The sequence below is a fragment of the Pseudomonas sp. LF020 genome (assembly GCF_053456425.1).
The window spans coordinates 168,135-191,712 of sequence record NZ_JBRFIX010000007.1 but is presented as its reverse complement, the minus strand read 5'-3'; the positions used below and the strand labels follow the sequence as shown (position 1 = coordinate 191,712).

The 23,578-nt window shown below is 62.0% G+C and carries 21 protein-coding genes; 16 read left to right on the top strand and 5 right to left on the bottom strand.

The genetic code is table 11. The annotated features are described in order from the left end of the window. Window positions 1–37 precede the first annotated feature (37 nt). A complete protein-coding gene (gene ftrA / locus ACU680_RS18065; protein WP_448180152.1) occupies window positions 38–1,012 on the top strand; it encodes a transcriptional regulator FtrA in 975 nt (324 codons plus the stop codon). A gap of 134 nt (window positions 1,013–1,146) precedes the next feature. Here the strand turns inward: ftrA and cobF are convergent, their stop codons facing one another. After that, window positions 1,147–1,902: a precorrin-6A synthase (deacetylating) gene (cobF, locus tag ACU680_RS18060; protein WP_448180151.1), complete on the bottom strand. Its 756-nt coding sequence runs from the start codon at window positions 1,900–1,902 to the stop codon at window positions 1,147–1,149. Further along, a complete protein-coding gene (locus ACU680_RS18055) occupies window positions 1,902–2,492 on the bottom strand; it encodes a histidine phosphatase family protein (RefSeq protein ID WP_400762280.1) in 591 nt (196 codons plus the stop codon). Before ACU680_RS18055 ends, cobF begins: the two co-directional genes overlap by 1 nt. Window positions 2,493–2,806: 314 nt before the next feature. On the opposite strand from ACU680_RS18055, the gene ACU680_RS18050 reads away from it, so the two are divergent. From ACU680_RS18050 to ACU680_RS18015, 8 genes are all read left to right on the top strand, one after another. Beyond that, window positions 2,807–3,661: a MurR/RpiR family transcriptional regulator gene (locus ACU680_RS18050; protein WP_007968763.1), complete on the top strand. Its 855-nt coding sequence runs from the start codon at window positions 2,807–2,809 to the stop codon at window positions 3,659–3,661. A 2-nt stretch (window positions 3,662–3,663) separates the two neighbouring features. After that, on the top strand, window positions 3,664–4,308 hold the full coding sequence (locus ACU680_RS18045) for a cysteine hydrolase family protein (protein ID WP_448180150.1): 645 nt from the start codon (window positions 3,664–3,666) through the stop codon (window positions 4,306–4,308). Then, on the top strand, window positions 4,305–5,636 hold the full coding sequence (locus ACU680_RS18040) for a type I glutamate--ammonia ligase (RefSeq protein ID WP_448180149.1): 1,332 nt from the start codon (window positions 4,305–4,307) through the stop codon (window positions 5,634–5,636). The genes ACU680_RS18045 and ACU680_RS18040 overlap by 4 nt, the downstream gene beginning before the upstream one ends. Next, the gene (locus ACU680_RS18035; RefSeq protein ID WP_448180148.1) at window positions 5,620–6,372 is read left to right on the top strand and encodes an N-formylglutamate amidohydrolase; all 753 of its coding nucleotides are present in this window, start codon (window positions 5,620–5,622) and stop codon (window positions 6,370–6,372) included. The genes ACU680_RS18040 and ACU680_RS18035 overlap by 17 nt, the downstream gene beginning before the upstream one ends. An 85-nt stretch (window positions 6,373–6,457) precedes the next feature. Then, window positions 6,458–7,807 (top strand): APC family permease, encoded by a 1,350-nt coding sequence (locus tag ACU680_RS18030; protein ID WP_448180147.1) that lies wholly within the window; start codon window positions 6,458–6,460, stop codon window positions 7,805–7,807. 119 nt (window positions 7,808–7,926) lie between these two features. Then, complete coding sequence (locus tag ACU680_RS18025; protein WP_448180146.1) at window positions 7,927–8,943, top strand: arginine N-succinyltransferase; 1,017 nt, start codon at window positions 7,927–7,929, stop codon at window positions 8,941–8,943. Between the two features lie 61 nt (window positions 8,944–9,004). After that, window positions 9,005–10,039, top strand: a complete 1,035-nt coding sequence (gene astA, locus ACU680_RS18020) for an arginine N-succinyltransferase (RefSeq protein WP_007968752.1) — start codon at window positions 9,005–9,007, stop codon at window positions 10,037–10,039. Between the two features lie 185 nt (window positions 10,040–10,224). Beyond that, window positions 10,225–11,094, top strand: a complete 870-nt coding sequence (locus tag ACU680_RS18015) for an isocitrate lyase/PEP mutase family protein (RefSeq protein ID WP_007968750.1) — start codon at window positions 10,225–10,227, stop codon at window positions 11,092–11,094. 147 nt (window positions 11,095–11,241) lie between these two features. Here the strand turns inward: ACU680_RS18015 and ACU680_RS18010 are convergent, their stop codons facing one another. Together ACU680_RS18010 and ACU680_RS18005 are read right to left on the bottom strand one after the other, a co-directional pair. Next, window positions 11,242–12,477, bottom strand: a complete 1,236-nt coding sequence (locus ACU680_RS18010) for a M20/M25/M40 family metallo-hydrolase (protein WP_448180145.1) — start codon at window positions 12,475–12,477, stop codon at window positions 11,242–11,244. Window positions 12,478–12,605: 128 nt separating this feature from the next. After that, window positions 12,606–13,679: a diguanylate cyclase gene (locus tag ACU680_RS18005; protein WP_448180144.1), complete on the bottom strand. Its 1,074-nt coding sequence runs from the start codon at window positions 13,677–13,679 to the stop codon at window positions 12,606–12,608. Window positions 13,680–13,961: 282 nt separating this feature from the next. On the opposite strand from ACU680_RS18005, the gene ACU680_RS18000 reads away from it, so the two are divergent. The 6 genes from ACU680_RS18000 (at window position 13,962) to hglS (ending at window position 21,794) form a co-directional block, all read left to right on the top strand. Beyond that, window positions 13,962–15,413 (top strand): flavin-containing monooxygenase, encoded by a 1,452-nt coding sequence (locus ACU680_RS18000; RefSeq protein ID WP_448180143.1) that lies wholly within the window; start codon window positions 13,962–13,964, stop codon window positions 15,411–15,413. A 21-nt stretch (window positions 15,414–15,434) separates the two neighbouring features. After that, the gene (locus tag ACU680_RS17995; protein WP_448180142.1) at window positions 15,435–16,361 is read left to right on the top strand and encodes an alpha/beta fold hydrolase; all 927 of its coding nucleotides are present in this window, start codon (window positions 15,435–15,437) and stop codon (window positions 16,359–16,361) included. Between the two features lie 184 nt (window positions 16,362–16,545). Beyond that, window positions 16,546–18,045: a glycolate oxidase subunit GlcD gene (gene glcD, locus ACU680_RS17990; protein ID WP_448180141.1), complete on the top strand. Its 1,500-nt coding sequence runs from the start codon at window positions 16,546–16,548 to the stop codon at window positions 18,043–18,045. Then, complete coding sequence (gene glcE / locus ACU680_RS17985) at window positions 18,045–19,094, top strand: glycolate oxidase subunit GlcE (protein WP_448180140.1); 1,050 nt, start codon at window positions 18,045–18,047, stop codon at window positions 19,092–19,094. Before glcD ends, glcE begins: the two co-directional genes overlap by 1 nt. A gap of 2 nt (window positions 19,095–19,096) precedes the next feature. After that, window positions 19,097–20,317: a glycolate oxidase subunit GlcF gene (gene glcF, locus ACU680_RS17980; RefSeq protein WP_448180139.1), complete on the top strand. Its 1,221-nt coding sequence runs from the start codon at window positions 19,097–19,099 to the stop codon at window positions 20,315–20,317. Between the two features lie 88 nt (window positions 20,318–20,405). After that, entirely contained in the window at window positions 20,406–21,794 is a 1,389-nt protein-coding gene (gene hglS, locus ACU680_RS17975) for a 2-oxoadipate dioxygenase/decarboxylase HglS (RefSeq protein WP_448180138.1), read from the top strand. A 109-nt stretch (window positions 21,795–21,903) separates the two neighbouring features. Here the strand turns inward: hglS and ACU680_RS17970 are convergent, their stop codons facing one another. Continuing rightward, window positions 21,904–22,581, bottom strand: a complete 678-nt coding sequence (locus ACU680_RS17970) for a type 1 glutamine amidotransferase domain-containing protein (RefSeq protein ID WP_367085069.1) — start codon at window positions 22,579–22,581, stop codon at window positions 21,904–21,906. 405 nt (window positions 22,582–22,986) lie between these two features. Between ACU680_RS17970 and ACU680_RS17965 the strand changes: the two genes are divergently transcribed. Then, complete coding sequence (locus tag ACU680_RS17965) at window positions 22,987–23,502, top strand: Hcp family type VI secretion system effector (RefSeq protein ID WP_003226246.1); 516 nt, start codon at window positions 22,987–22,989, stop codon at window positions 23,500–23,502. Window positions 23,503–23,578 lie beyond the last annotated feature (76 nt).

The window sequence follows — 23,578 nt, the reverse complement described above, 5'->3', positions numbered from 1 at the left end:
GTGGCGCGCAAGACACTCACCGGGAATTTTCCGCCAAATGCCTGACTCACTTGGATTGGTTGCGATTCTGGCCTACGACGGCCTCTGTACCTTCGAGTTCGGCATCGCCGTGGAGATTTTCGGCCTGCCCCGGCCGGAGTTCGATTTCCCGTGGTACGAGCACCGCATCGTCGCCGTCGATCAAGGGCCGATGCGCGCCATGGGCGGGATTCACGTACTGGCCGACGGCGGTCTGGAGCTGTTGGCGCAGGCGCGCACCATCATCATTCCCGGTTGGCGTGACCGCGCGGCCCCGGTGCCGCCGGCATTGATCGACGCCTTGCGACAGGCCCATGCCCAGGGTGCGCGGTTGCTGTCGATCTGCTCCGGGGTGTTTGTGCTGGCCGCCAGTGGCTTGCTCGACGGTCACGGCGCGACCACGCACTGGCGCTACACCGAGGAACTGGCGCGGCGCTTCCCGACGATTGCGGTGGATCCGGATGTGCTTTACGTCGACTCCGGCCAGTTGATCACCTCGGCGGGCAGCGCCGCCGGGATCGATGCCTGCCTGCATCTGCTGGCGCGGGACTTTGGCACCCAGGTCGCCAATTCAGTGGCCCGGCGCCTGGTGATGTCGCCGCAACGCACTGGCGGCCAGGCGCAATTCATCCCCATGCCAGTCAGCGCGACACCCCGCAACGACTTGTCGCGGGTGATGCAGTGGGCCCGCGAACGCCTGCACCAACCACTGGAAGTGCGCGATCTGGCCAGCGAAGCGGCGATGAGCGAGCGGACCTTTCTGCGCCGTTTCACCGAGGCCAGCGGGCAATCGCCCAAGGCGTGGCTGCAACACGAGCGACTGGCCCGGGCGCGGGAGTTACTGGAGAGCAGCATGCACAACACCGAGCAGATTGCACTGCGCTGCGGTTATCGCTCGGTGGAAAGTTTTCGCGTGGCGTTTCGCAGCGTGGTCGGGGTGCCGCCGTCGGTGTATCGAGAGCGGTTTGGGCGTGGGCTCAAAGCGATTTCCTGAGATGAATTTCCGGACGCCATCGCTGGCAAGCCAGCTCCCACAGGCTTTGCGTCGTACACACCACCTTGTTTCAACTCAGAAACCTGTGGGAGCCGGGCTTGCCCGCGATGAGGCCTGCACCGACAACCTACAAATCAAGGCTTGCGCAACAGATAGGTATCCATGATCCACCCATGCTCAGCCCGGGCAGCCTTGCGCACCCGCTCGATCTCGGCTGCCACATCCTTGAGCTTGCCACTGATCAGAATCTCATCCGGCGTGCCGAGGTAAGCGCCCCAGTAAATCTCGGTCTGCTGATCCGCCACATGGTGGTAGGAATCTTCAGCATCGAGCATCACCACCAGGCTGTCCGTGTCACTCACCTGCCCCGCCGCCAGACGCCGGCCCGTGGTAATTTCGATTGACCGGCCAATGCTGTTCAGCGGCACCTTATGCTGCGCCGCCAACGCCTGAACGCTGGTAATTCCGGGGATCACTTCAAACTCGAAAGCACAGCGGCCTGACGCCAGAATCGCCTGCAGGATACGAATCGTGCTGTCGTACAGCGCCGGGTCGCCCCACACGAGGAAACCGCCGCATTCGTTGTCAGCCAATTCTTCATTGATCAGCCGCTCGAAGGTTTCTTGCTTGGCGCGGTTCAGGTCATCGACCGCGCGGGTGTAGTCCACGTCGCCGCGCTCGCGCTCCGGGCTGTGGGCTTCGACGAAGCGATACACAGGATCGGTGATGTAGCGCGCGCAGATTTCCCGTCGCAGATCAATCAATTTGTCCTTGCTCTGGCCTTTATCCAGCAGAAAGAACACGTCGACCTGATTCAGCGCTTTTACCGCCTGCATCGTGATGTAGTCGGGATTTCCGGCGCCGATGCCGATGACCAGCAGTTGTTTCATCACAGTGCTCCCGCAAGATCGATACCCGACAAGCGTAGCCGCCAGATACCGTTGAACCGCAGTTCAACAACTGACAACGGTTCAACATCAATCGCGTTGAACGCTGCGCCCTGCAGCACCTGCAGTAATGCTGCGCGCACCACAAACGGATGGGTGATGGCGACGATATGCCCCGGCGCACCTTGCAGGCTGGCCAGCCACGCCGCCACACGCTCGCCCAATTGCCTTACCGACTCGCCACCATGGGGTGCAGCCTGCGGATCACTGATCCACGCCTGCAAAGCCTCGGCCTCGCGCCGTTGCAAATCCTTGATCGCTTGCCCGTGCCAGCGCCCCCAATCGCAATCGCGCAGCGCTTCGTCCACTTGCGGCGCCGCACCGAACCATTCGGCAGTCTGGCGGGTGCGCAATTCCGGCCCGCACAACACACGGTTGGCGCTGGCGAATTGTGTGGCCAACGCACCGGGCGCCAATGGCAGATGTTCAACAGGCTCGTTCGTAGGAAAACGCGACAATTTCTGTGCGACGGTTCGAGCGTGGCAAATCAAAGTCAAACGGGTGGATTGCACGGTATTGCACTCGATGGACATCCGGTAAATCTGCGGCAAACGGCCGGTCTTGCGGCAATTGTGCCGTAAACCGGGCGTTGCAGGGGATCCCGGGAATTTCTGGCCTGACATGTTGAAGGCGAAAAAACGGCAATGTCTGACACGCCGATGGGCAATGGACTACAAGGATCGGCGACGACTGTGTAGGCCTTGTTGCACATGGCTCTCAGGTTATTTAAACGCTGAATCGCTACCGCTAAAAATTCACTAGACATGTAACCTGAGTTACATAAATACTGTTTTAACGGATTATGAAATGAATTCAACACCCCTCCCTCCATCCAGCAGGAGCCCGGATGCCGCCTCTCAGAGACTTGATCACCGATCCCGGCCTGGAGCTGACGCCGTCTGAGCGCAAAGTGATTCGCGCCCTGCTCGACCAGTATCCACGCAATGGCCTGGGTCCGATGGCGCGTCTGGCCGAGCACGCCGGCGTCAGTGATCCGACCATCGTACGGCTGGTGAAGAAGCTCGGATTCGGCGGTTATGCCGAGTTTCAGGACGCCCTGCTCAGCGACATGGATCACCGCCTGCGTTCGCCGCGCACCCTGTTGCAGCCCCGTTCGCACCTGAACAAGGATGATGCCTGGGGCCATTATCTGGCCGACAGCCAACGCCTGATGGTGGAAACCCAGGCCCTGACGCAACCTGAAGACGTGCGCATTCTGCTTGACTGGCTGCTCGACACCCGGCACCAGATCTACTGCTTCGGCGGGCGCTTCAGCAGCCTGATGGCCAACTACCTGCTCAATCACTTGCGCCTGCTGCGACCCGGCTGCTTTGCCCTGGAAGACAACGCGCAACTGCCCGACCGCCTGTTCGATCTGCAACGCCAGGACGTAGTGCTGCTGTTTGACTATCGGCGCTACCAGTCCCAGGCCCTGCGGGTTGCCTCGGCGGCGAAGAACAACAACGCGCGGGTGGTGCTGTTCACCGACATCTATGCCTCGCCGCTGCGCGAATTGGCTGACCTGATCATCAGTGCTCCGGTGGAATCGGCCTCGCCGTTCGACACCATGGTGCCGGCGCTGGCCCAGGTCGAGGCGCTGATTGCCTGCCTGACCCTGCGCAGCCCCGATCTGGCCGATCGCCTGGAAGGCATCGACGCCCTGCGCAACGACTTCAACACCCATCTGCTGGAGGATAAATAAGGATGTTCAGTCTTCCCCACCGCTCGCCGCGGGATTTGCCGTTCGTCATCGACCACACCGCGTTGCTGCTGGTGGACATGCAGCGTGCCTGGCTCGAACCGCAGTTCGACCCGCACCTGAACGGCCCGGATGCCGAGTATTTCCTGACCCGCGCGCACATGCAGGTTGTGCCCAACCAGCGCCGTTTGCTCAGTGCCTTTCGCGAAGCGCGGCAGAACGTGTTGCACACGATTATCGAAAGCCTGACCGCCGACGGTCGCGACCGCTCGCTGGATCACAAACTGTCGGACATGCACCTGCCCAAGGGCAGCACCCAGGCGCGGATCATTGATGACCTGACCCCGGTGGAAAACGAGATCGTCCTGCCGAAAACCTCGTCTGGGGTGTTCAACTCGACCAACATCGATTACGTGCTGCGCAACCTCGAAACCCGCCACCTGATCATCGCCGGCATCGTCACCGATCAGTGCGTCGACATGGCCGTGCGGGATGCCGCCGACCGTGGCTATCTGGTAACACTGGTCGAAGACGCCTGCGCCACCTACACCCCGGCGCGGCATGACGCCTGCCTGAACGCGATCAAGGGCTACTGCTGGATCACCGACACGCAAACCGTGCTCGGCCGCTTGCAGGAGGTGCGTCCATGAGCGAGCGCCTGACGCCGTTGCCGATGACCACCATCGTCACCACCGACCTGATCGGCATCACCCGTGGCCGCTCGTTTCCCACCGATCAGCTGGAGCATTATCAAGCCGCCGGCTGCGGCTGGGTGCCGGCCAATAGCGCGTTGACCCCGCAGGACATCATCGCCTCGACCAACCCATGGGGCGCGTACGGCGATTTGCGGTTGATTCCGGATTTGAGCAGCCGCGTGACGGTCGGTAATGGCCCGGACGCCGCAGCACCGGCGCTGGACTTCATCCATGGCGACATCCGCGAGACCGATGGCCGGCCGTGGAGCGCTTGCCCGCGCACGCTGTTGCGCGACGAAATCGAGCGCTACCGCGACGACCTCGGCTTGCAGGTCAACGCGGCGTTCGAACACGAATTCAACCTGCATGCCGGCTTCGCCGAACACCTGGCGTTTTCCCTTGAAGCCCAGCGTCAGGGTGCAGAGTTCGGCGGCTGGCTGCTCAGCGCCCTGCGCGCCGGCGGTGTCGAGCCGGAAATGTTCCTGCCCGAATACGGCAAGCACCAATACGAAATCACCTGCCGGCCGACCCTCGGCGTGGCGGCGGCGGATCGTGCGGTCAACGTGCGCGAGATCACCCGCGAAATCGCCCGGCAAATGGGCGTCGACGTCAGCTTCGCGCCAAAAACCAAGGCCGACGCGGTGTGCAACGGTGTGCACCTGCACGTCAGCCTGCTCGACCTGCAAGGTCTGCCGCTGCTTTACGACGCCGGCGCCAGCAACGGTCTGTCGACCCTCGGCCAGCATTGGGCCGCAGGGATCCTGCATTACCTGCCGGCGCTGTGTGCGTTCACCGCGCCGACGCCGGTGTCGTACGAACGCCTGCAGCCGCACCACTGGAGCGCGTCGTACGCGTGTCTGGGGCAGCAGAACCGGGAAGCGGCGCTGCGCATCTGCCCGACCGTGAGCCTGGGCGGCAAATCGGTGGCGACGCAGTACAACCTGGAATTCCGCGCCATGGACGCCACCGCCTCGCCGCACCTGGCGATGGCCGCGCTGCTGATCGCCGGACGGCTGGGCATCGAACAGCGTCTGGCGCTGAACGCGATCACCGATGAAATTCCCGATTCACTCAACGACGAGCAACGCAAGGCTCGGGGCATCGTTGCCCTGCCCGCCTCGCTGGCCCAGGCGCTGGATTGCCTGCGTGACAGTGCAGCCTTCAATCAATGGCTGCCCAAGCCGTTGCTCGACACTTACCACGCCCTTAAAACCGAGGAACTGGCGCTGACGGAACAGCTCTCGCCCGCTGACCTGTGTGAGCACTATGCACGCCTGTACTGAATCCGCCGAGCTGGGGTTGTACACCCGCCCGGTCTACAACCTGAGCCGCGAAGATTCATCGCATCCGGTGATCCTGGTGTGCGAGCACGCCAGCCGCTACATCCCCGAGGCCCTGAACAATCTGGGCCTGGACGATGCAGCCGCGCGCGAACACATCGCCTGGGACATCGGCGCACTGCAACTGGCTGAAAAGCTCTCGGAGACACTCGGCGCGACACTGTTGAGCGCCAACTATTCACGGCTGCTGATCGACCTCAATCGGCCCCGGCATGCCCCCGACAGCATTCCGGCGCAGAGCGAGATTTATCAGGTGCCGGGTAACCGCGAGCTGGACGAAGCCACTCGCGAATACCGGCGCCAGACCCTGTTCAAACCGTTTCACGCCCGGCTGCAGACCCTGATCGACCAGCGCGTTGCGCAAGGCCAGGCAGTACGGGTAGTCGGGATTCACAGTTTTACCCCGGTGTATTACGGCCAGCCGCGCCCGCTGGAAGTCGGCGTGCTGTTCGGTCAGGCCGGCGCCTATGCGCAACGGGTGATAGACGGCCTCGGCCAGCACCCGCTGAAAGTCGCGGGCAACCAGCCGTACCGGGTTGATCCGCTGGGCGACATGACCGTGCCGGTGCACGGCGATGCCCGGGGGCTGGAATCGGTGTTGATCGAGGTGCGCAACGATCTGCTGCGCACCCCGGAGGCGGTATCGCTGTGGGCCGGGCGCCTGGCGCCGCTGCTGTAAAGAATGCTGCAAGACTGCTGACGCTGTAACGATGGATCGACATAACAACTAAAACGCTGGATAGGCTGACAAGGAGTTGCGCTTCATGGAAATAGAAGAGTTCGGCTACAAACAGGAGTTGAAACGTAGCCTGACACTGACCGACCTGGTGGTGTACGGGATGATCTTCATGATCCCCATCGCCCCGTTTGGCGTGTATGGCTACGTGAATGCCGAGGCACCCGGGATGGTGCCGCTGGCTTATATCATCGGCATGGTCGCGATGCTGTTCACCGCGCTGAGCTACGGCAGCATGGCCAAGGCGTTTCCGATCGCCGGTTCGGTATATTCCTACGCGCAACGCGGCCTCAATCAACACGTCGGTTTCATCGCCGGCTGGCTGATGCTGCTCGACTACCTGCTGATTCCACCGCTGCTGTACGTCTACGCGGCCATGGCCCTGAACCATCTGTACCCGGACATTCCGAAGGTCGGTTTCATTCTGGCGTTCCTGGTCAGCGCGACGTTCGTCAACCTGCGCGGCATCACCTTTACCGCGCGGATGAACATCATCTTCCTGCTGGCACAGCTGGTGGTACTGGGAATCTTCCTGTTCTACGCCTGGAACGCCCTGCACAACGGCGGCGGCAACGGCGAGCTGACCCTGGCGCCGCTGTATCACCCGAAAACGTTCGACTTCGCCCTGCTGATGCAAGCCGTGTCGATTGCCGTGCTGTCGTTCCTTGGCTTCGACGCGATCTCGACCCTCGCCGAAGAAATCAAGGGCGATCCGGGCAAAAGCGTCGGCCGCGCAGCGCTGATCACTCTGGTGGTGATGGGCGTGATTTTCGTCGTGCAGACCTGGATCGCCACCGATCTGGCCGCCGGCATGGGCTTCAAGTCCGCCGACACCGCGTTCTATGAAATCGCCGAAATCGCGGCCGGCAGCTGGCTGGCAACCCTGACCGGTGTGGCCACGGCGCTGGCTTGGGGCGTTGCGGTGGCGATCACCTCGCAAGCCGCGGTGTCGCGTCTGCTGTTCGGCATGGCCCGCGATGGCAAGTTGCCGAAAGTGCTGGCCAAGGTGCACCCGAAGCACAACACCCCGTACCTGAGCATTTATCTGGTGGCGGTGCTGTCGCTGGTGATCTGCTACCTGTTCATCAATTCGGTCGACACCCTGACCTCGCTGGTCAACTTCGGTGCCCTCAGCGGCTTCATGCTGCTGCACCTGACAGTGATTAACTACTACTGGCGTCGGCAGAAGTCCGGTCAGGTCGTGCGCCATCTGATCTGCCCGGTGATCGGCTTCATCATCGTCGCCGCCATCATGTACAACATGGGCGTCGATGCGCAGAAACTCGGCCTGATCTGGATCGCTTTGGGCCTGGTGTATCTGTTCTTCCTGAACAAGCTCGGCGCCAGCACCGCGCTGCCTGACCCGAGCAATGGCTGACAAGAAAAAGAGCGGCGTCTGACAACAAATCAGGCGACCGCCGCTTTAAAGCGTGGCAACCGACAGTGATAGTCAGGTTCGGTGGGGATCACCGGACCCTTTGATACAGGAGTGCATCCATGCTGGTCTTACGCCCAGTCGAGACAACCGACCTGCCGCAGTTGCAGCAACTGGCCCGCGACAGCCTGGTCGGCGTCACGTCGCTGCCGGACGACAGCGAACGCCTGCGCGAAAAAATCGCCAGTTCCTGCGCCTCGTTCGCCAGCGACATTCAGGCGCAAGGCCCGGAGAACTACTTTTTCGTGCTGGAAGACCTCGACACTCAGCGGCTGGTCGGCTGCTCGGAGATCCTCGCTACTGCCGGTTTCAACGAACCGTTCTACAGCCTGCGCAACCGCCACTTCACCAGTGCCTCGCGGGAGTTGAACATTGAACACGGGGTGCCGGCGCTGTCGTTGTGTCACGACCTCAACGACCACACCCTGCTGCGCGGTTTTCACATCGACAACGCGTTGGTGCGCAGCGCCTTTTCCGAATTGCTGTCACGGGCGCGGCTGCTGTTCATCGCCGCTCATGCACAACGTTTCGCCGAGGCGGTGATCACCGAGATCGTCGGCTACAGCGATGAGAACGGTCATTCGCCGTTCTGGGACGCACTGGGCAAGCACTTCTTCGATCTGCCCTACGTCGAGGCCGAGCGCCTGTGCGGTCTGCAAAGCCGCACGTTTCTCGCCGAACTGATGCCGCAATACCCGATTTACGTACCGATGCTGCCTCTGGCAGCGCAGGAATGCATTGGCCGGATTCACCCGGACGGCCAGGAAGCCTTCGACATCCTCGAACGCGAAGGCTTTGAAACCAACAGCTACATCGACCTGTTCGACGCCGGTCCGACCCTGTATGCGCGCACCGCGAACATCCGTTCGATCGCCCGCAGCCAGACCGTCACCGTCCGCCAGCAAGCGCAGATCGACGCCCGTGGCCATTACCTGCTGAGCAACGACGCCCTGCATGGATTCCGGGCCATCGTCGCCGAACTGAACTACCAGCCCGATCAACCGCTGTCGCTGACGCCGGCACTGTGCGCGGCGCTGAAAGTTACCGATGGCAGCACGGTCAGGCTGACAGCCCTGTGAACCGCGCCCGGTTGCATACCCAACGACAGTGCCCGAACAGGCGCGTACAAGGAGTTCCCGCATGATCGTCCGTCCGGTCAAAGTCAGCGACCTGCCAGCGCTGATGACCCTGGTGCAACAGGCCGGTCCGGGGTTTACGACCCTGCCGGCCAATGAGGATCGCCTCGCCCACCGGGTGCGCTGGGCTCAGCGCGCGTTCGCCGAACAGGTTGAACGGGCCGACGCCGATTATCTGTTCGTGCTCGAAGACGACGACCTGCGGGTGGTCGGTGTCAGCGCCTTGACCGGCGCGGTGGGGTTGCGCGAGCCGTGGTACAACTATCGGGTCGGTCTGACTGTGAGTTCGGCACCGGATCTCGGCATTTCGCGGCAGATCCCCACACTGTTTCTCAACAATGAGCTGACCGGTCAGTCGGAACTGTGTTCGCTGTTCCTGCATCCGCAACACCGCCAAGGCAGCAATGGTCGGCTCCTGTCGTTGGGGCGCCTGCTGTTCGTGGCCGAATTCCCGCAGTTGTTTGGCGAAAAGATGATTGCCGAACTGCGTGGCAGTGCCGATGAACTCGGCTGCTCGCCGTTCTGGGACAGCCTGGGCCGACACTTTTTCAAGATGGACTTCAGCCATGCCGACCACTTGTCGGGGCTGGGCAACAAGTCGTTCATCGCTGAGCTGATGCCGCGCCAGCCGTTGTACACCTGCATGCTCACCGAGCAGGCACAAGCCGTCATCGGCCAGCCGCACCCCAACACCGAACCGGCGCTGAAGATCCTGCGTGCAGAAGGCTTCACGCATAAGGGCTACATCGACATCTTCGACGGTGGCCCGGTGATCGAGGCGCCGATCGGCAGCATTCGTACCGTGCGCGACAGCCTGGCGCTGACCCTGAGCCTCGGCACCCCGGACGATCAGGCACCGTTGTGGCTGATCCATAACCGGCGCCTGGAGAACTGCCGCATCACCGTGGCCCCCGGTCGTCTGGTCGGCAATAGCCTGGTGGTCGATCGCCTCACCGCCAAGCGCTTGCAGTTGCAACCGGGCAATTCGGTACGCGCGGTGCTGCTGCCCAGGCAACAGCAACAGGCGGTAGCCGCCTGATCTGCAGTTTTGCCAGTGAAAATCCGCTGACTGCCGATGAAACCTTTCAGCCGCTGGATCCTTCATCAACGCCTCACTCGCAAATTCGTCATGAACCTTGACCCATTCGCGTGATAGCCTTTTCATTCTTCGGCGTTGACACCTTTGCTCAAGCCGTTCCATTCCTTTGTATTGGTGGAACTCGTATGACCAGGCTTTCCCATCAAGATTTGCGCCGTAACTTCCGTCAATTGCTGGCTTCCGACACCTGCTACCACACCGCCTCGGTGTTCGACCCGATGTCCGCGCGCATTGCCGCCGACCTGGGGTTTGAAGTGGGGATCCTCGGCGGCTCCGTGGCCTCATTGCAGGTGCTCGGCGCCCCCGACTTTGCCCTGATCACCCTCAGCGAGTTCGCCGAACAGGCCACCCGCATCGGCCGCGTCGCCCAACTGCCAGTGATCGCCGACGCCGACCACGGCTACGGCAACGCCCTCAACGTGATGCGCACCATCGTTGAACTGGAACGCGCCGGCGTCGCCGCCCTGACCATCGAAGACACCCTGCTGCCGGCGCAATTCGGGCGCAAATCCACAGACCTGATTTCGGTCGCTGAAGGCGTCGGCAAGATCCGCGCGGCGCTGGAAGCCCGGGTCGATTCGGAAATGGCAATCATCGCCCGCACCAACGCCGGGATCCTGCCGAATCAGGAAATCATCAGCCGCACCAAGCAATACCAGGCCGCTGGTGCCGATGGCATCTGCATGGTCGGGGTGCAGGACTTCGATCAGCTCGAGCAAATCGCCGAACACCTGACGGTGCCGCTGATGCTGGTCACCTACGGCAACCCGGCCCTGCGCGACGACAAGCGCCTGGCCGAACTCGGTGTGCGCGTGACCATCGACGGCCACGGCGCGTACTTCGCCGCGATCAAGGCCACCTACGACAGCCTGCGCGAACAACGCCAGATCTTCACCCAGGCCTCCGACCTGAGCGCCACGGAACTCACGCACACCTACACCCAGCCTGAGGATTACATCCTCTGGGCCAAGGAATACATGAGCGTCAAGGAATAAGCTGCGGTCAGGACTGGCCTCTTCGCGAGCAAGCTCGCTCCCACAGTGGATCTTCAGTGAACACAGCATTGGTGTTCGGCACAGATCCATTGTGGGAGCGAGCTTGCTCGCGAAGGCGTCAGTTGCAGCACCGCCCCACCGCGGAAGTCAGCGCTTGGCCAACTCCATGATCATCCGCGACAACAGATAAATCCGCGGCGTTACGCTCGCCACTTCGGCGTATTCTTCCGGCGTATGAATATTGCCGCCGACAATCCCGAAACCGTCCAGCGTCGGCGTGCCCACGCCGGCTGACAGGCTGGCATCCGCCGCACCACCGCTGCCCTCTTCGGTCAGCTTGCGGCCGATCTCGCCGTAAATCCCTTGCGCCATGGCCATCAAGCGATCCGACTCCGCCGTCTGCGGCATCGGCGGCAACCCGCGTTTGAGGCTGGTGGTGACTTCTGTTTCGGCGATCAGCTTGTCCTGCGACACTCGCGCCAGGTCTTTCTCGATCCGGTCGAACTCTTCCGGCACCGCTGCACGCACGTCAGCCTTGGCGGTGGCGTGATCCGGAATCACGTTGGTGCGATCACCGGCCTGGAGCACGGTGAAGTTGATGGTGGTTTTCTTCGCTTCGTCGCCGAGTTTGCCCAGTTGCAGAATCTGGTGCGCCGCTTCCATCGCCGCGTTACGCCCCAGTTCCGGCGCGACCCCGGCGTGTGCAGCCTTGCCTTTGACTTCGACCAGCGCCGTCGCGCTGCCTTTGCGCCACACCACCAAGCCATCGGCCGGACGCCCCGGTTCGAGGTTGAGGGTCACGTCGTGGGCCTTGGCGGTTTTCTTGATCAGGTCGGTGGCGACGTCCGAGCCGGTTTCTTCGCTGGCGTCGAGCAGGAAGGTGATTTGTGCGTAGTCCTTGAAGTCGAGGTTCTTGAGAATCTTCAGCGCGTAGATCCCGGCGACGATGCCGCCCTTGTCGTCCATCACCCCCGGCCCGTAGGCGCGACCGTCCTTGATGCGGAACGGGCGCTCGGCGGCGGAGCCCTCTTTGAACACCGTGTCCATGTGCGCCATCAAGAGGATTTTCGCCTTGCCGGTGCCTTTGAAGGTCGCCAACACGTGGTTGGATTTTTCCGGGGTGTTGGGCACCAGTTCGATGGTCGCGCCGAGCTTTTTCAGCTCCTCGATGGCGATCTCGCTGACTTGTTTCAGGCCCGGTTCATAACCGGAACCGGAGTCGATGTTGACCAGCCGTTCCAGCAGTTTCAGGGCTTCGGGTTGATACTGTTCGGCGTCGGCCAGCACTTGCTTGTGCGGTTCGGCGAAGGCGCCGGCGGAACTTAGGGCGAGGGACAGGCCGAGACTGGCGGCCAGCAGCGAGCGGGAAAATGAGAACGTCATGAATCGATCCTTGTTTCGCGTCGGGGGGGGGATTGAACCGTACCTGACATCGACGCAAGGCTCTATACCGGATGCGACATCTCTGCGGCCGACAACGAACACCTGTAGGAGGAAATTGTGCTGGGCAGTCAGACCGAATCGAGCAGTTCCTGCTTCGGCAGATCATCACTGTTGCAGATCACCCGATTGCGGCCGGTCGCCTTGGCCTCGTACAGCGCCTGGTCGGCATCATTGAGCCAACGGGTCGCGTCGCTGTGCGCCGGATCATAGGCCGCCAGACCAATGCTCAGGCTGACCTTGAGTGCCGGGTTCTGCTCGTAACCCAGGATGGCGAAACGTTCGCGCAAGGCCTCCATCGCCTGCGCGGCACTGAACAGCGGCAGGTCGGGCAGGATCACGCAAAACTCGTCGCCGCCATAGCGCCCGGCGACGTCCGCAGCGCGCAGGTTCTGCTTGAGCATTTTGCTCAACTGGCGCAGCACGATGTCACCCGCCACATGCCCGTAGGTGTCGTTGATCGCCTTGAAGTGATCGATGTCGATCAACGCGATCGCTGCGCCCTGCTGCTGCCGGCGGCAACGTTGAAAGGCGATTTCCAGTTGATCCTTCCACGCGCCGTGGTTGAGCAACCCGGTAAGGCTATCGGTGCGGCTCAGGGCCAGTAGCTCACGCTTGTGCAGACCCAGCGTGTAGGCCTGGCGAAAGCAGATCCAGCCCAGCGCCAGCGGGTACAGCATCAGCAACGGCAGACACGCATACAGCTGCAGAGGCGAAGTTTGCGGGATGAACGCCGGGGCGAAAACCACCAGGCCGACGCCGATACCGAGGATCTGCGCCGCCAGGCCTGCGGCGAGAAAACGCAAACCACCGATCGCGACGTTATTCATCGCCATCATCGAAACGGTGGTGGCACTGGGCAATGGATTGAAGTGCATGGCGGCGACCCAGAAGCCGCCCATAAAGGCGTCAACCAACAGATTGCGGTGTTCCGCATGGTAAGGAACGCTGGCACGACGAGCCCATTGAAACGCCAGGTGCGGCCAAAGCAGGCCGTTGAACAGCATCAGCGCCCAGACCCACAGCGGCGGATCGAGCGGGTACATCGCCGCGCTCACGCACAACAGCCCCAGCACCAGCCCGAGGGTTCGCGATGTATAAAGCCTCCTGGCCAGTGAAAGTCCCTTTCCCCCCTTTTTTCGCATAAGGGCCTCGACCACTCGACGGAACCTGCGCACACCCTCAGACGGATGTGCTGGAAGTCTAACAGGCAGCCGTTAAATAACCATCACCGGCCAGCCCCGCGCCTTCACTCACTTAACTGTGGGAGCGAGCTTGCTCGCGAAGGCGGCAGTTCAGTAGACATCCCCTATCTGACACTCCGCATCCATCAAAACACCACCCGGAGCAAACCCGCTCCCACCCGGCAAATATTTAGCTATACCTGAAAGGATGAAAACGGAAAAACAACTATAAGAAGGAGGCCCATGCACACCTACCGAGTGTTGATCATCGGCAGCGGATTTGGCGGCCAATGTGCGGCGGTCAACTTGCTCAAGGCCGGGATCGACGATTTTCGCTTGCTGGAAAGAAGGGACTTTTTCGGCGGCACCTGGTGCCAGAACACCTACCCCGGTGCGGCGGTGGATGTGCCGTCGCCGCTCTACTCGTTGTCGTTTGCGCCATTTCCCTGGACACAGATGTTCGCCGCCCAGGCCGAACTGCATCGCTACACCGAATACGTCATCGAGCGCTTCAGCCTGCGCGAGCGGGTGGCGCTGCAAACCAACGTCGAACGCATCGAATGGGACGACACCGAAAAGCGCTGGGCGGTGCACACCAGCAAAGGGATTTTCTACGCGCAGTTCGTGATCAACGCCTCCGGGCCGTTGAGCCAACCGGTGATCCCCTCCTTCCCCGGCATGGATCGCTTTGAAGGCAAGACTTTTCATACCAACAATTGGGATCACAGCTACGACTATCGCGGTAAACGCGTGGCCATCGTCGGCAGCGGCGCCAGTGCCGCGCAGGTGATTCCGGCGATTGCCGTCGAAGTCGAGCAATTGCACGTGTTCCAGCGCACGCCGCATTGGGTATTGCCGCGCGCCGATCGCACGTTCGGGCCTTTCCAGCGCTGGCTGCTGGGTGTCAAACCGGCGTACAAGCTGCTGCGCTGGCTGCTCTACTGGCAATTCGAAACCCGGGTGATCGCCTTCAAATATTCGAAACCGGCAATTCACCTGGTTCAGCGTCAGGCCCTGCGTTTTCTCAAGCAACAAGTGCCGGACCCGGTACTGCGCGCAAAACTCACCCCGGACTTCACCATCGGCTGCAAGCGCATCCTGCTCTCCAGCACCTATTACCCGGCGCTGACCCGGCCCAATGTCACGCTGCACAGCCGCGAACAAGGCATCGCCGCGCTCGACGAAACCGGGATCACCACCACGGACGGCCAGCACATCGACGTCGATTTGATTGTCTGGTCGACCGGCTATGACGCCACCGACGGCGTGGTCTCCTACCCGGTGACCGGCAAGCACGGCGTGCAACTCAAGGACGTCTGGGCGCAGTACCCGCGCGCTTATCTGGGCACCAGCCTGCCGGACTTTCCCAACCTGTTTATCGTCACCGGCCCGAACACCGGCATCGGCCATACCTCGGCGCTGTTCATCATCGAAGCGCAGATGAACTACATCCTCGACTGCATCCACACCCTGCAGTCAAAAGGCCTGCGCAGCATCGAAGTGCGCCCCGAAGCGGAACGTACCTACACTGCAATGATCCACCGTGAGATGGAACGCACGGTGTGGATGTCCGGCGGCTGTCACAGTTGGTATCAGAGCAAGAGCGGTCATGTGATCGCGATATTTCCGGGCTTCAGTTTCAGCTACTACCGGTTGACCCGGGCGCTGAAACCGGCTGACCACATTCTGTCCTGAACACGTAAAAGGAAGACGTCGATGCTTGTGCTGTTTGTCGCTCTCGCGGTTTTCGTAGCCTGGAGCTGGTTGAGTTACCCGGCGGTCGGGCATTGGTTGTATGACCTGAGCACGGCGTTCGAGGCCAAGTTGTACAAGTTGCACAAAATCGAGGTGCCGATTGCCGAAATGACGGTGTCGACCTGGCAAGGAGGCCCTTATGAGGCGGCCAGCGCGATTCTGATGCTGCACGGTTTCAGCGCCGAAAAAAACCTGTGGCTGCGCTTCGCCAGGCACTTTGTCCGCCAGTACCGGGTGATCATTCCGGACATCGCCGGCCATGGGGAAACCGGGTTCAAGGCCGGAGGCGGCTACGACATTGCGCTGCAGGCCAAGCGCATGATCCAGCTGCTGGACGTGTGCGGCGTGGAGAAAGTCCACGTGATCGGCAACTCCATGGGTGGCTACATCGCGGCATGGCTGGCAGCAACTTACCCGGAGCGGATCGCCTCGGTGGCGCTGATCGACCCGGCCGGCGTCACTGCACCGCAGGCCAGCGACATGGAGCGTCACCTCGCCCGTGGGCATAACCCGTTCCTGATCAATTCCCGGGAAGAATTCCGTCAGTTCTATGCGATGACCATGGCCTCGCCACCGTGGGTGCCCGGACTGGTACTGGACGCCATCGCTCAGCGATACGAACGCCAGCGCGATGAACTGGAAGAGATCTTCCGTGACTTCCGCGCCAGCCCGCCGATGGAGCCGAAACTGGCCGATATCAAATGCCCCGCGCTGCTGCTGTGGGGGCGCAAGGACCGCTTGATCGACGTCAGCAGCGTGCCGGTGTGGAGCAAGGGCATCGCCAATTTGCGGGTCGAAGTGTGGGATGGCGTCGGGCACATGCCAATGGTCGAACAACCGGGGAATACCGCGCGGTTGTATCGGGAGTTTCTGGGTAATCAGCGATGAAACCCACAGCAGTCATTGTGGCGAGGGAGCTTGCTCCCGCTGGGGCGCGAAGCGGCCCTGATCCTGCGAATGCGACTAGCCTGTCTCGACACGGCATCGATCTCAGGTCTGCTGCGCAGCCCAGCGGGAGCAAGCTCCCTCGCCACAAAAAGCTCTCTTGGCGGTATAGGTTCGGAAGGTCGAAATGAACATTCTCTACGACGAACGCCTCGACGGTCCGCTACCGGAAGTGAACAAGGCCGAGTTGCTGAAAACCCTGCAGCGCGCCCTCCCGGATCTCGACCTGCTCTGGCGCGAAGACGAACTCAAGCCGTACGAATGCGACGGTCTGTCGGCCTATCGCACCACGCCGATGCTGGTGGCCCTGCCCCGGCGACTCGATCAGGTACAAACCCTGCTCAAGCTCTGCCATCAACACAATGTGCCGGTGGTTGCCCGGGGTGCCGGCACCGGGTTGTCGGGGGGTGCGCTGCCGCTGGAAAAAGGTCTGTTGCTGGTGATGGCGCGGTTCAACAACATCCTGCACATCGACCCGGCGGCCCGTACCGCACGGGTTCAACCGGGGGTGCGCAATCTGGCGATCTCCCAGGCCGCCGCGCCGTACGGCCTGTATTACGCGCCGGATCCGTCCTCGCAGATCGCCTGCTCGATCGGCGGCAACGTCGCGGAAAACGCCGGTGGCGTGCATTGCCTCAAGTACGGTCTGACCGTGCACAACCTGCTGAAAATCGAAGTTCTGACCATCGAAGGCGAACGCCTGACGCTCGGCAGCGATGCCCTCGATGCGCCGGGTTTCGATCTGCTTGCGTTGGTCACCGGCTCCGAAGGTCTGCTGGGGATCATCACCGAAGTCACGGTCAAACTGTTGCCAAAACCGCAAGTCGCCAAGGTCTTGCTGGCCAGTTTCGACTCGGTGGAAAAGGCTGGCCGCGCCGTGGCCGACATCATCGCCGCGGGGATCATTCCCGGCGGCCTGGAGATGATGGACAACCTGGCGATCCGCGCCGCCGAAGACTTCATTCACGCCGGTTACCCGGTCGATGCCGAGGCGATTCTGCTGTGCGAACTCGATGGCGTCGAAGCCGATGTCCACGACGATTGCCTGCGGGTGCGCGAGGTCATGCTTCAGGCCGGCGCCAGCGACGTGCGTCAGGCCCGCGATGAAGCCGAGCGGGTGCGCTTCTGGGCCGGGCGCAAAAACGCCTTTCCGGCCATTGGCCGCCTGTCGCCGGACTACTACTGCATGGACGGCACCATCCCGCGCCGCGAATTGCCCGGCGTGTTGCAAGGCATCGCCCGCCTCGGCGCCGAATACGGCTTGCGCGTGGCCAACGTGTTTCATGCCGGCGACGGCAACATGCACCCGCTGATTCTGTTCGACGCCAACCAGCCCGGCGAACTGCAGCGCGCCGAAGCGTTGGGCGGGAAGATTCTGGAATTGTGCGTGCAGGTTGGCGGCAGCATCACCGGCGAACACGGCGTTGGCCGCGAGAAAATCAATCAGATGTGCGCGCAGTTCACCAGCGCTGAGCTGACCCTGTTCCACGCGGTAAAAGCCGCATTCGACCCGCAAGGCCTGCTCAACCCCGGCAAGAACATCCCGACCCTGCATCGCTGCGCCGAATTCGGCGCGATGCACATTCATGCCGGGCAACTGCCATTCCCCGAACTGGAGCGTTTCTGATGGCTGATTTCGACGCCAGCGGCACGCTGCTCGAGCAGGTCAACCAGGCCCGGGCCAACGCCACACCGCTGAAAATCCAGGGCGGCAACAGCAAGGCGTTTCTCGGCCGCGAAGTGGCCGGTGAAGTGCTCGACGTCCGCGCGCATCGCGGCATCGTGCGCTATGAACCGACCGAGCTGGTGGTCAGCGTGCGCGCCGGCACGCCGTTGCGCGAGCTGCTCGCGGCGCTCGACGCGGCCGGGCAGATGCTGCCCTGCGAGCCGCCAGCCTTCGGCGACAGCGCCACGGTGGGCGGGATGATCGCCAGCGGACTGTCCGGGCCACGGCGGCCATGGTCCGGTTCGGTGCGCGATTTTGTCCTCGGCACCCGGGTCATCACCGGCCTCGGCGAGCACTTGCGCTTCGGTGGCGAAGTGATGAAAAACGTCGCCGGCTACGACCTGTCGCGCCTGTTGACCGGCAGTTTCGGTTGCCTCGGCGTGCTGACCGAAGTTTCGCTGAAAGTCCTGCCGAAACCGCGTCAATGCCTGAGCATCCGCCTCGATATCGATTGCGCGCGGGCGCTGACCAGACTGGCCGAATGGGGCCAGCAACCGTTGCCGATCAGCGGCGCCTGTCATGACGGGCAAAGCCTGTATCTGCGCCTTGAGGGCGGCGAAGGCTCGGTCACCGCCGCGCATCAACGGCTTGGCGGCGAACCACTGGATTCGACGTTCTGGCGCGACCTGAACGAGCAACGCCTGAGCTTTTTCGACGAAGGCCTGCCGCTGTGGCGCCTGTCGCTGCCGAACAATCTCGGACCGCAGGACTTGCCCGGCCAGCAACTGATCGACTGGGCCGGTGCGCAACGCTGGCTGAAGTCCGATCACGAGCACATCCAGATTCTTGCTCAGGAACTCGGCGGCCACGCCACCTGCTTTACCCATGGCGCCAGCGACACGCCGTTCCAGCCGCTGCCGCGCACGCTGATGCGCTATCACCGGCAACTCAAGGCGCAACTCGACCCGCAAGGGCTGTTCAACCCCGGCCGGATGTACGCGGAGTTCTAGCCATGCAAACCACCCTCAGCGAACAAGCCCGACAACTGCCGCGTGCCGCCGAGGCGGAAAAAATCCTCCGCACCTGCGTGCATTGCGGGTTCTGCAACGCCACCTGCCCAACGTATCAGTTGCTCGGTGATGAACTCGACGGGCCGCGCGGGCGCATCTATCTGATCAAGCAAGTGCTTGAAGGCGCTCCCGCTACCGAGCAGACACAACTGCATCTGGATCGCTGCCTGTCCTGCCGCAACTGCGAAACCACCTGCCCGTCTGGGGTCGACTATCACAATCTGCTCGACATCGGCCGTGCGGTGGTCGATCAGGCGGTGCCACGCCCCGCTGCCCAGCGCTTGTTGCGCGAGGGCTTGCGTGCACTGGCGCCGAATCCCGGGATGTTCAAGGGTTTGCTGCGCGTTGGTACAACGTTTCGGCCCTTGCTGCCGCGAATGTTCGAAAGCAAATTGCCGCAGCGCTCGCCAGCGTCCGGCACACGCCCAGCGCCGCGCCATGCACGGCGGGTGCTGCTGCTCGAGGGGTGCGTGCAACCGGGCCTGTCGCCGAACACCAATGATGCAACGGCGCGGGTGCTCGATCGGTTGGGGATCAGCGTCACGCCGGTGGCCGAGGCCGGTTGCTGCGGCGCGCTGGACTATCACCTCGACGCCCAGGCCAAGGGCCTCGATCGCGCCCGGCAGAACATCGACGCGTGGTGGCCGCACCTGGAAAACGGCGCGGAAGCCATCGTGCAGACAGCCAGCGGTTGCGGCGCGTTCATCAAGGATTACGGGCATTTGCTGGCGCAGGATCCGCGCTACGCCGACAAGGCGCGGCAGATCAGCGAACGAGCGCTGGATCTGGTGCAGATACTCGCGCAGGAACCCTTGGAGAAAGTATGCGCCGCCAGTCAACGGCGGATCGCCGTACATTGCCCCTGCACCTTGCAACATGCGCTGAAACTCGGCGGCGCGGTGGAAGCGCTGTTGGTCCGGCTGGGTTTCAACCTCACGGCGGTGCCGGACGGGCATTTGTGCTGTGGTTCGGCCGGCACCTATTCGCTGACCCAACCGACCCTCGCCCGGCAACTGCGCGACAACCGCCTCAACGCCTTGGAAAGCGATCGCCCGGACTTGATCGTCACCTCCAACATCGGCTGCCAGAATCATCTGGCCGGCGCCGGACGCACGCAGGTTGTGCACTGGATCGAACTGGTGGATCAGTCGTTGGCAGAATGAAGTTCGTAGGATTCTTCGTTTGCCGCCGTCGGCGAAGGCTGCGATCTTTTCCTCCATCCAAACCGTGACCGTGGCAGGAATTTTTTTCATGACCGTGCAGCCTTTCGTCAGCCCCGACCTGATCCGCCAACGCTTCTCCAAAGCGATGTCCGACATGTACCGCGAAGAAGTGCCGCTGTACGGCGCGCTGATGGAACTGGTGGAACAGACCAATCGCGAAGTGCTGGCAGCTCAGCCGGACATCGCTCGGCAGCTCGACAGCACCGGTGAAATCGAACGACTGGACATGGAGCGCCACGGCGCCATCCGCGTCGGCACGGCTACAGAGCTGGCGACCCTCGCCCGTTTGTTCGCGGTGATGGGCATGCAACCGGTGGGTTATTACGACCTGACCCCGGCGGGCGTGCCGGTGCATTCCACGGCGTTTCGCGCGGTGCATGAAGCGGCGCTGCAGGTCAGTCCATTTCGGGTGTTCACATCGTTACTGCGTCTGGAACTGATCGAAGATCCCGAGCTGCGGGCGTTTGCTGAATCGGTGTTGAACCAGCGTTCGATCTTCACCCCTGCGGCATTGCGTCTGATCGAGCAGGCTGAGTCAGCGGGTGGGCTAAATGAGCCTGAAGCGGAGGAATTTGTCCTGCAGGCCCTGGAGACCTTTCGCTGGCATCACAGCGCAACCGTCACCGCCGCGCAGTACCAGACCCTCAGCGCCCAGCACCGTCTGATCGCCGATGTGGTGGCGTTCAAAGGCCCGCACATCAATCACCTGACCCCGCGCACGCTGGACATCGACAGGGTTCAAGCGCAAATGCCGGTGCACGGCATCACCCCGAAAGCGGTGATCGAAGGGCCACCGCGCCGGCAATGTCCAATCCTCCTGCGCCAGACCAGTTTCAAGGCGCTCGACGAGCCGATTGCCTTCACCGACCAGAGTGACACCCACGGCAGCCACAGCGCGCGTTTCGGCGAGATCGAACAACGTGGTGCGGCGCTGACGCCCAAGGGCCGGGCGCTGTATGACCGCCTGTTGAATGCCGCGCGCGATGAACTCGGTGACCTCCCCAACGAAGGCAACGCCGCACGCTACAACGCGCTGATGACCCAGCACTTTGGCGAATTTCCTGACAGCGTCGAGGGCATGCGCGCACAGGAGCTGGCGTACTTTCGGTATTTCCCTACGGAAAAAGGCTTGGCGGCGGGTAGCCTTAAGTCGGCATCGCTGGAGGATTTGCTCCGCGAGGGCCATGTGAAAGCTGAACCGTTGGTGTACGAAGATTTCCTGCCGGTGAGTGCGGCGGGGATTTTTCAGTCGAACCTTGGGGATGCCGCGCAGACGCACTATGGCGAGCACTCGAACCGCCAGGCATTCGAACAGGCGCTGGGGCGTGCGACGATTGATGAGCTGGAGCTGTATGCCGAGACGCAGCGGCGTTCGATCGAAGAGTGTGCCCAGGTTTTAAACCTGAAACTGTTCTGACTGTGGCGAGGGAGCTTGCTCCCGCTGGGCTGCGAAGCGGCCCTCGTTTTGGGAGCGCTGCGCACTCCAGCGGGAGCAAGCTCCCTCGCCACAGAATCAAATGCTGCCTCTAGCGCAATCGTGACAACAACGCGAACGCCGTCTCCTCCGACGACGCCGGATTCTGCCCCGTCAGCAACAATCCATCTTCACGGGTGTAGCTCGACCAATCTGCGCCCTTGGAGAAAATCCCGCCCTTGGCCTTGAGCTCATCCTCCACCAGAAACGGCACTACATTGGTCAGCCCTACCGCCTCCTCTTCACTGTTGGTAAACCCCGTCACCTGCTTACCCTTGACCAGCGGCTGACCGTCAGCGCCTTTGGCATGGCGCAACACGCCGGGCGCATGGCACACCGCTGCGACTGGCTTGCCACCGTTGTAAAACGCTTCGATCAAGGCGATGGAATGGCGGTCTTCAGCCAGGTCCCATAGCGGGCCGTGGCCGCCGGGATAAAATACGGCATCGAAATCCGCAGCCTTCACCGTCTCCAGTTTGACCGTGGAGGACAGTGCCGACTGGGCGGCGGAGTCCTTGCGGAAGCGATCGGTGGCGGCAGTCTGTGCGTCCGGCTCGTCACTCTTCGGATCCAGCGGTGGCTGGCCGCCCTTGGGCGAGGCCAGCGTCAGTTGCGCGCCTGCGTCCTTGAACACGTAATACGGCGCGGCGAATTCTTCCAGCCAGAAGCCGGTTTTCTTGCCGGTGTCACCCAATTGATCGTGGGACGTTAAAACCATCAGGATTTTCATGTCGTTCTCACTCGATAGGGGGAATGTGCAGACGCCGTCGGCGCGCTCGTGAGTGATTGACCGTCGTGCAGGACGAATCGTTTCAAGCGCTCGACGCTGGCCCTTGGCCTTACTGCGCAACTTCTTGCGCACTTGTTCAGCAAAAAAACCTGATCATCTCGCTACAGGCCTTGACTGGCGTGGCTTACAGCCAAGTGCGCAACTTCTTGCGCAGTACTGCGCAAGAAGTTGCGCACTTTCCCTCTCTATTCAGCAAAAAACATCGGCCAAACCGCAGGCTAGAGCCACTCCACCCCCGGCTGCCGGGACCTTCGACAAACCTGGCACGCTCCTTGATAACAGTCAGGCACCCACCGGGCGATTTCGCCCCGGGCACCCTAAATTTATCCGCAAGGAGAGCACCCCATGGCAACACCAGCGTACATGTCGGTTACCGGCGAAAAACAAGGCCTGATCACTGCCGGCGCCTTCACCGCCGACTCCGTTGGCAACACCTACCAGGAAGGCCACGAAGACCAGGTCATGGTTCAGGCTTTCAGCCACGACGTGATCATCCCGCGTGACCCACAATCCGGTCAGCCAACCGGTCAGCGCGTTCACAAGCCAGTGATCATCACCAAGGTCTACGACAAGGCTTCGCCTCTGCTGCAAGCTGCTCTGACCTCCGGCGAGCGTATGAGCGAAATCGTTATCCAGTGGTACCGTACTTCTGCTCAAGGTACTCAAGAGCACTACTACACCACCAAACTGGAAGACGCGATCATCGTCGCCATCAACAACAAAATGCACAACTGCCAGGATCCAGGCAACTCGCACTTCACCCACCTGGAAGAAGTGCAGTTCACCTACCGCAAAATCACCTGGACCCACGAAGTATCCGGTACTTCGGGTTCCGATGACTGGCGTGCTCCAGTCGTTTAATTACGGCTGATCGTTACAAGCATCGACCAGCCCTGCTGGTCGATGTTGTTTACGCCCCTCCAGAATTTCGCGTACG

Excerpts from the sequence above, each read along its gene's own strand:
- ACU680_RS18035 (WP_448180148.1), top strand. The coding sequence starts at position 5,620 with ATGCACGCCTGTACTGAATCCGCCGAGCTGGGGTTGTACACCCGCCCG.
- hglS (WP_448180138.1), top strand. The coding sequence starts at position 20,406 with ATGACCGTGCAGCCTTTCGTCAGCCCCGACCTGATCCGCCAACGCTTC.
- ACU680_RS17970 (WP_367085069.1), bottom strand. The coding sequence starts at position 22,581 with ATGAAAATCCTGATGGTTTTAACGTCCCACGATCAATTGGGTGACACC.
- ACU680_RS18050 (WP_007968763.1), top strand. The coding sequence starts at position 2,807 with ATGCCGCCTCTCAGAGACTTGATCACCGATCCCGGCCTGGAGCTGACG.
- ACU680_RS18005 (WP_448180144.1), bottom strand. The coding sequence starts at position 13,679 with ATGCGAAAAAAGGGGGGAAAGGGACTTTCACTGGCCAGGAGGCTTTAT.
- ACU680_RS18000 (WP_448180143.1), top strand. The coding sequence starts at position 13,962 with ATGCACACCTACCGAGTGTTGATCATCGGCAGCGGATTTGGCGGCCAA.
- glcD (WP_448180141.1), top strand. The coding sequence starts at position 16,546 with ATGAACATTCTCTACGACGAACGCCTCGACGGTCCGCTACCGGAAGTG.
- glcF (WP_448180139.1), top strand. The coding sequence starts at position 19,097 with ATGCAAACCACCCTCAGCGAACAAGCCCGACAACTGCCGCGTGCCGCC.
- ftrA (WP_448180152.1), top strand. The coding sequence starts at position 38 with ATGCCTGACTCACTTGGATTGGTTGCGATTCTGGCCTACGACGGCCTC.
- ACU680_RS18030 (WP_448180147.1), top strand. The coding sequence starts at position 6,458 with ATGGAAATAGAAGAGTTCGGCTACAAACAGGAGTTGAAACGTAGCCTG.
- ACU680_RS17995 (WP_448180142.1), top strand. The coding sequence starts at position 15,435 with ATGCTTGTGCTGTTTGTCGCTCTCGCGGTTTTCGTAGCCTGGAGCTGG.
- ACU680_RS18015 (WP_007968750.1), top strand. The coding sequence starts at position 10,225 with ATGACCAGGCTTTCCCATCAAGATTTGCGCCGTAACTTCCGTCAATTG.
- ACU680_RS18055 (WP_400762280.1), bottom strand. The coding sequence starts at position 2,492 with ATGTCCATCGAGTGCAATACCGTGCAATCCACCCGTTTGACTTTGATT.
- ACU680_RS17965 (WP_003226246.1), top strand. The coding sequence starts at position 22,987 with ATGGCAACACCAGCGTACATGTCGGTTACCGGCGAAAAACAAGGCCTG.
- ACU680_RS18040 (WP_448180149.1), top strand. The coding sequence starts at position 4,305 with ATGAGCGAGCGCCTGACGCCGTTGCCGATGACCACCATCGTCACCACC.
- cobF (WP_448180151.1), bottom strand. The coding sequence starts at position 1,902 with ATGAAACAACTGCTGGTCATCGGCATCGGCGCCGGAAATCCCGACTAC.
- ACU680_RS18045 (WP_448180150.1), top strand. The coding sequence starts at position 3,664 with ATGTTCAGTCTTCCCCACCGCTCGCCGCGGGATTTGCCGTTCGTCATC.
- ACU680_RS18025 (WP_448180146.1), top strand. The coding sequence starts at position 7,927 with ATGCTGGTCTTACGCCCAGTCGAGACAACCGACCTGCCGCAGTTGCAG.
- astA (WP_007968752.1), top strand. The coding sequence starts at position 9,005 with ATGATCGTCCGTCCGGTCAAAGTCAGCGACCTGCCAGCGCTGATGACC.
- glcE (WP_448180140.1), top strand. The coding sequence starts at position 18,045 with ATGGCTGATTTCGACGCCAGCGGCACGCTGCTCGAGCAGGTCAACCAG.
- ACU680_RS18010 (WP_448180145.1), bottom strand. The coding sequence starts at position 12,477 with ATGACGTTCTCATTTTCCCGCTCGCTGCTGGCCGCCAGTCTCGGCCTG.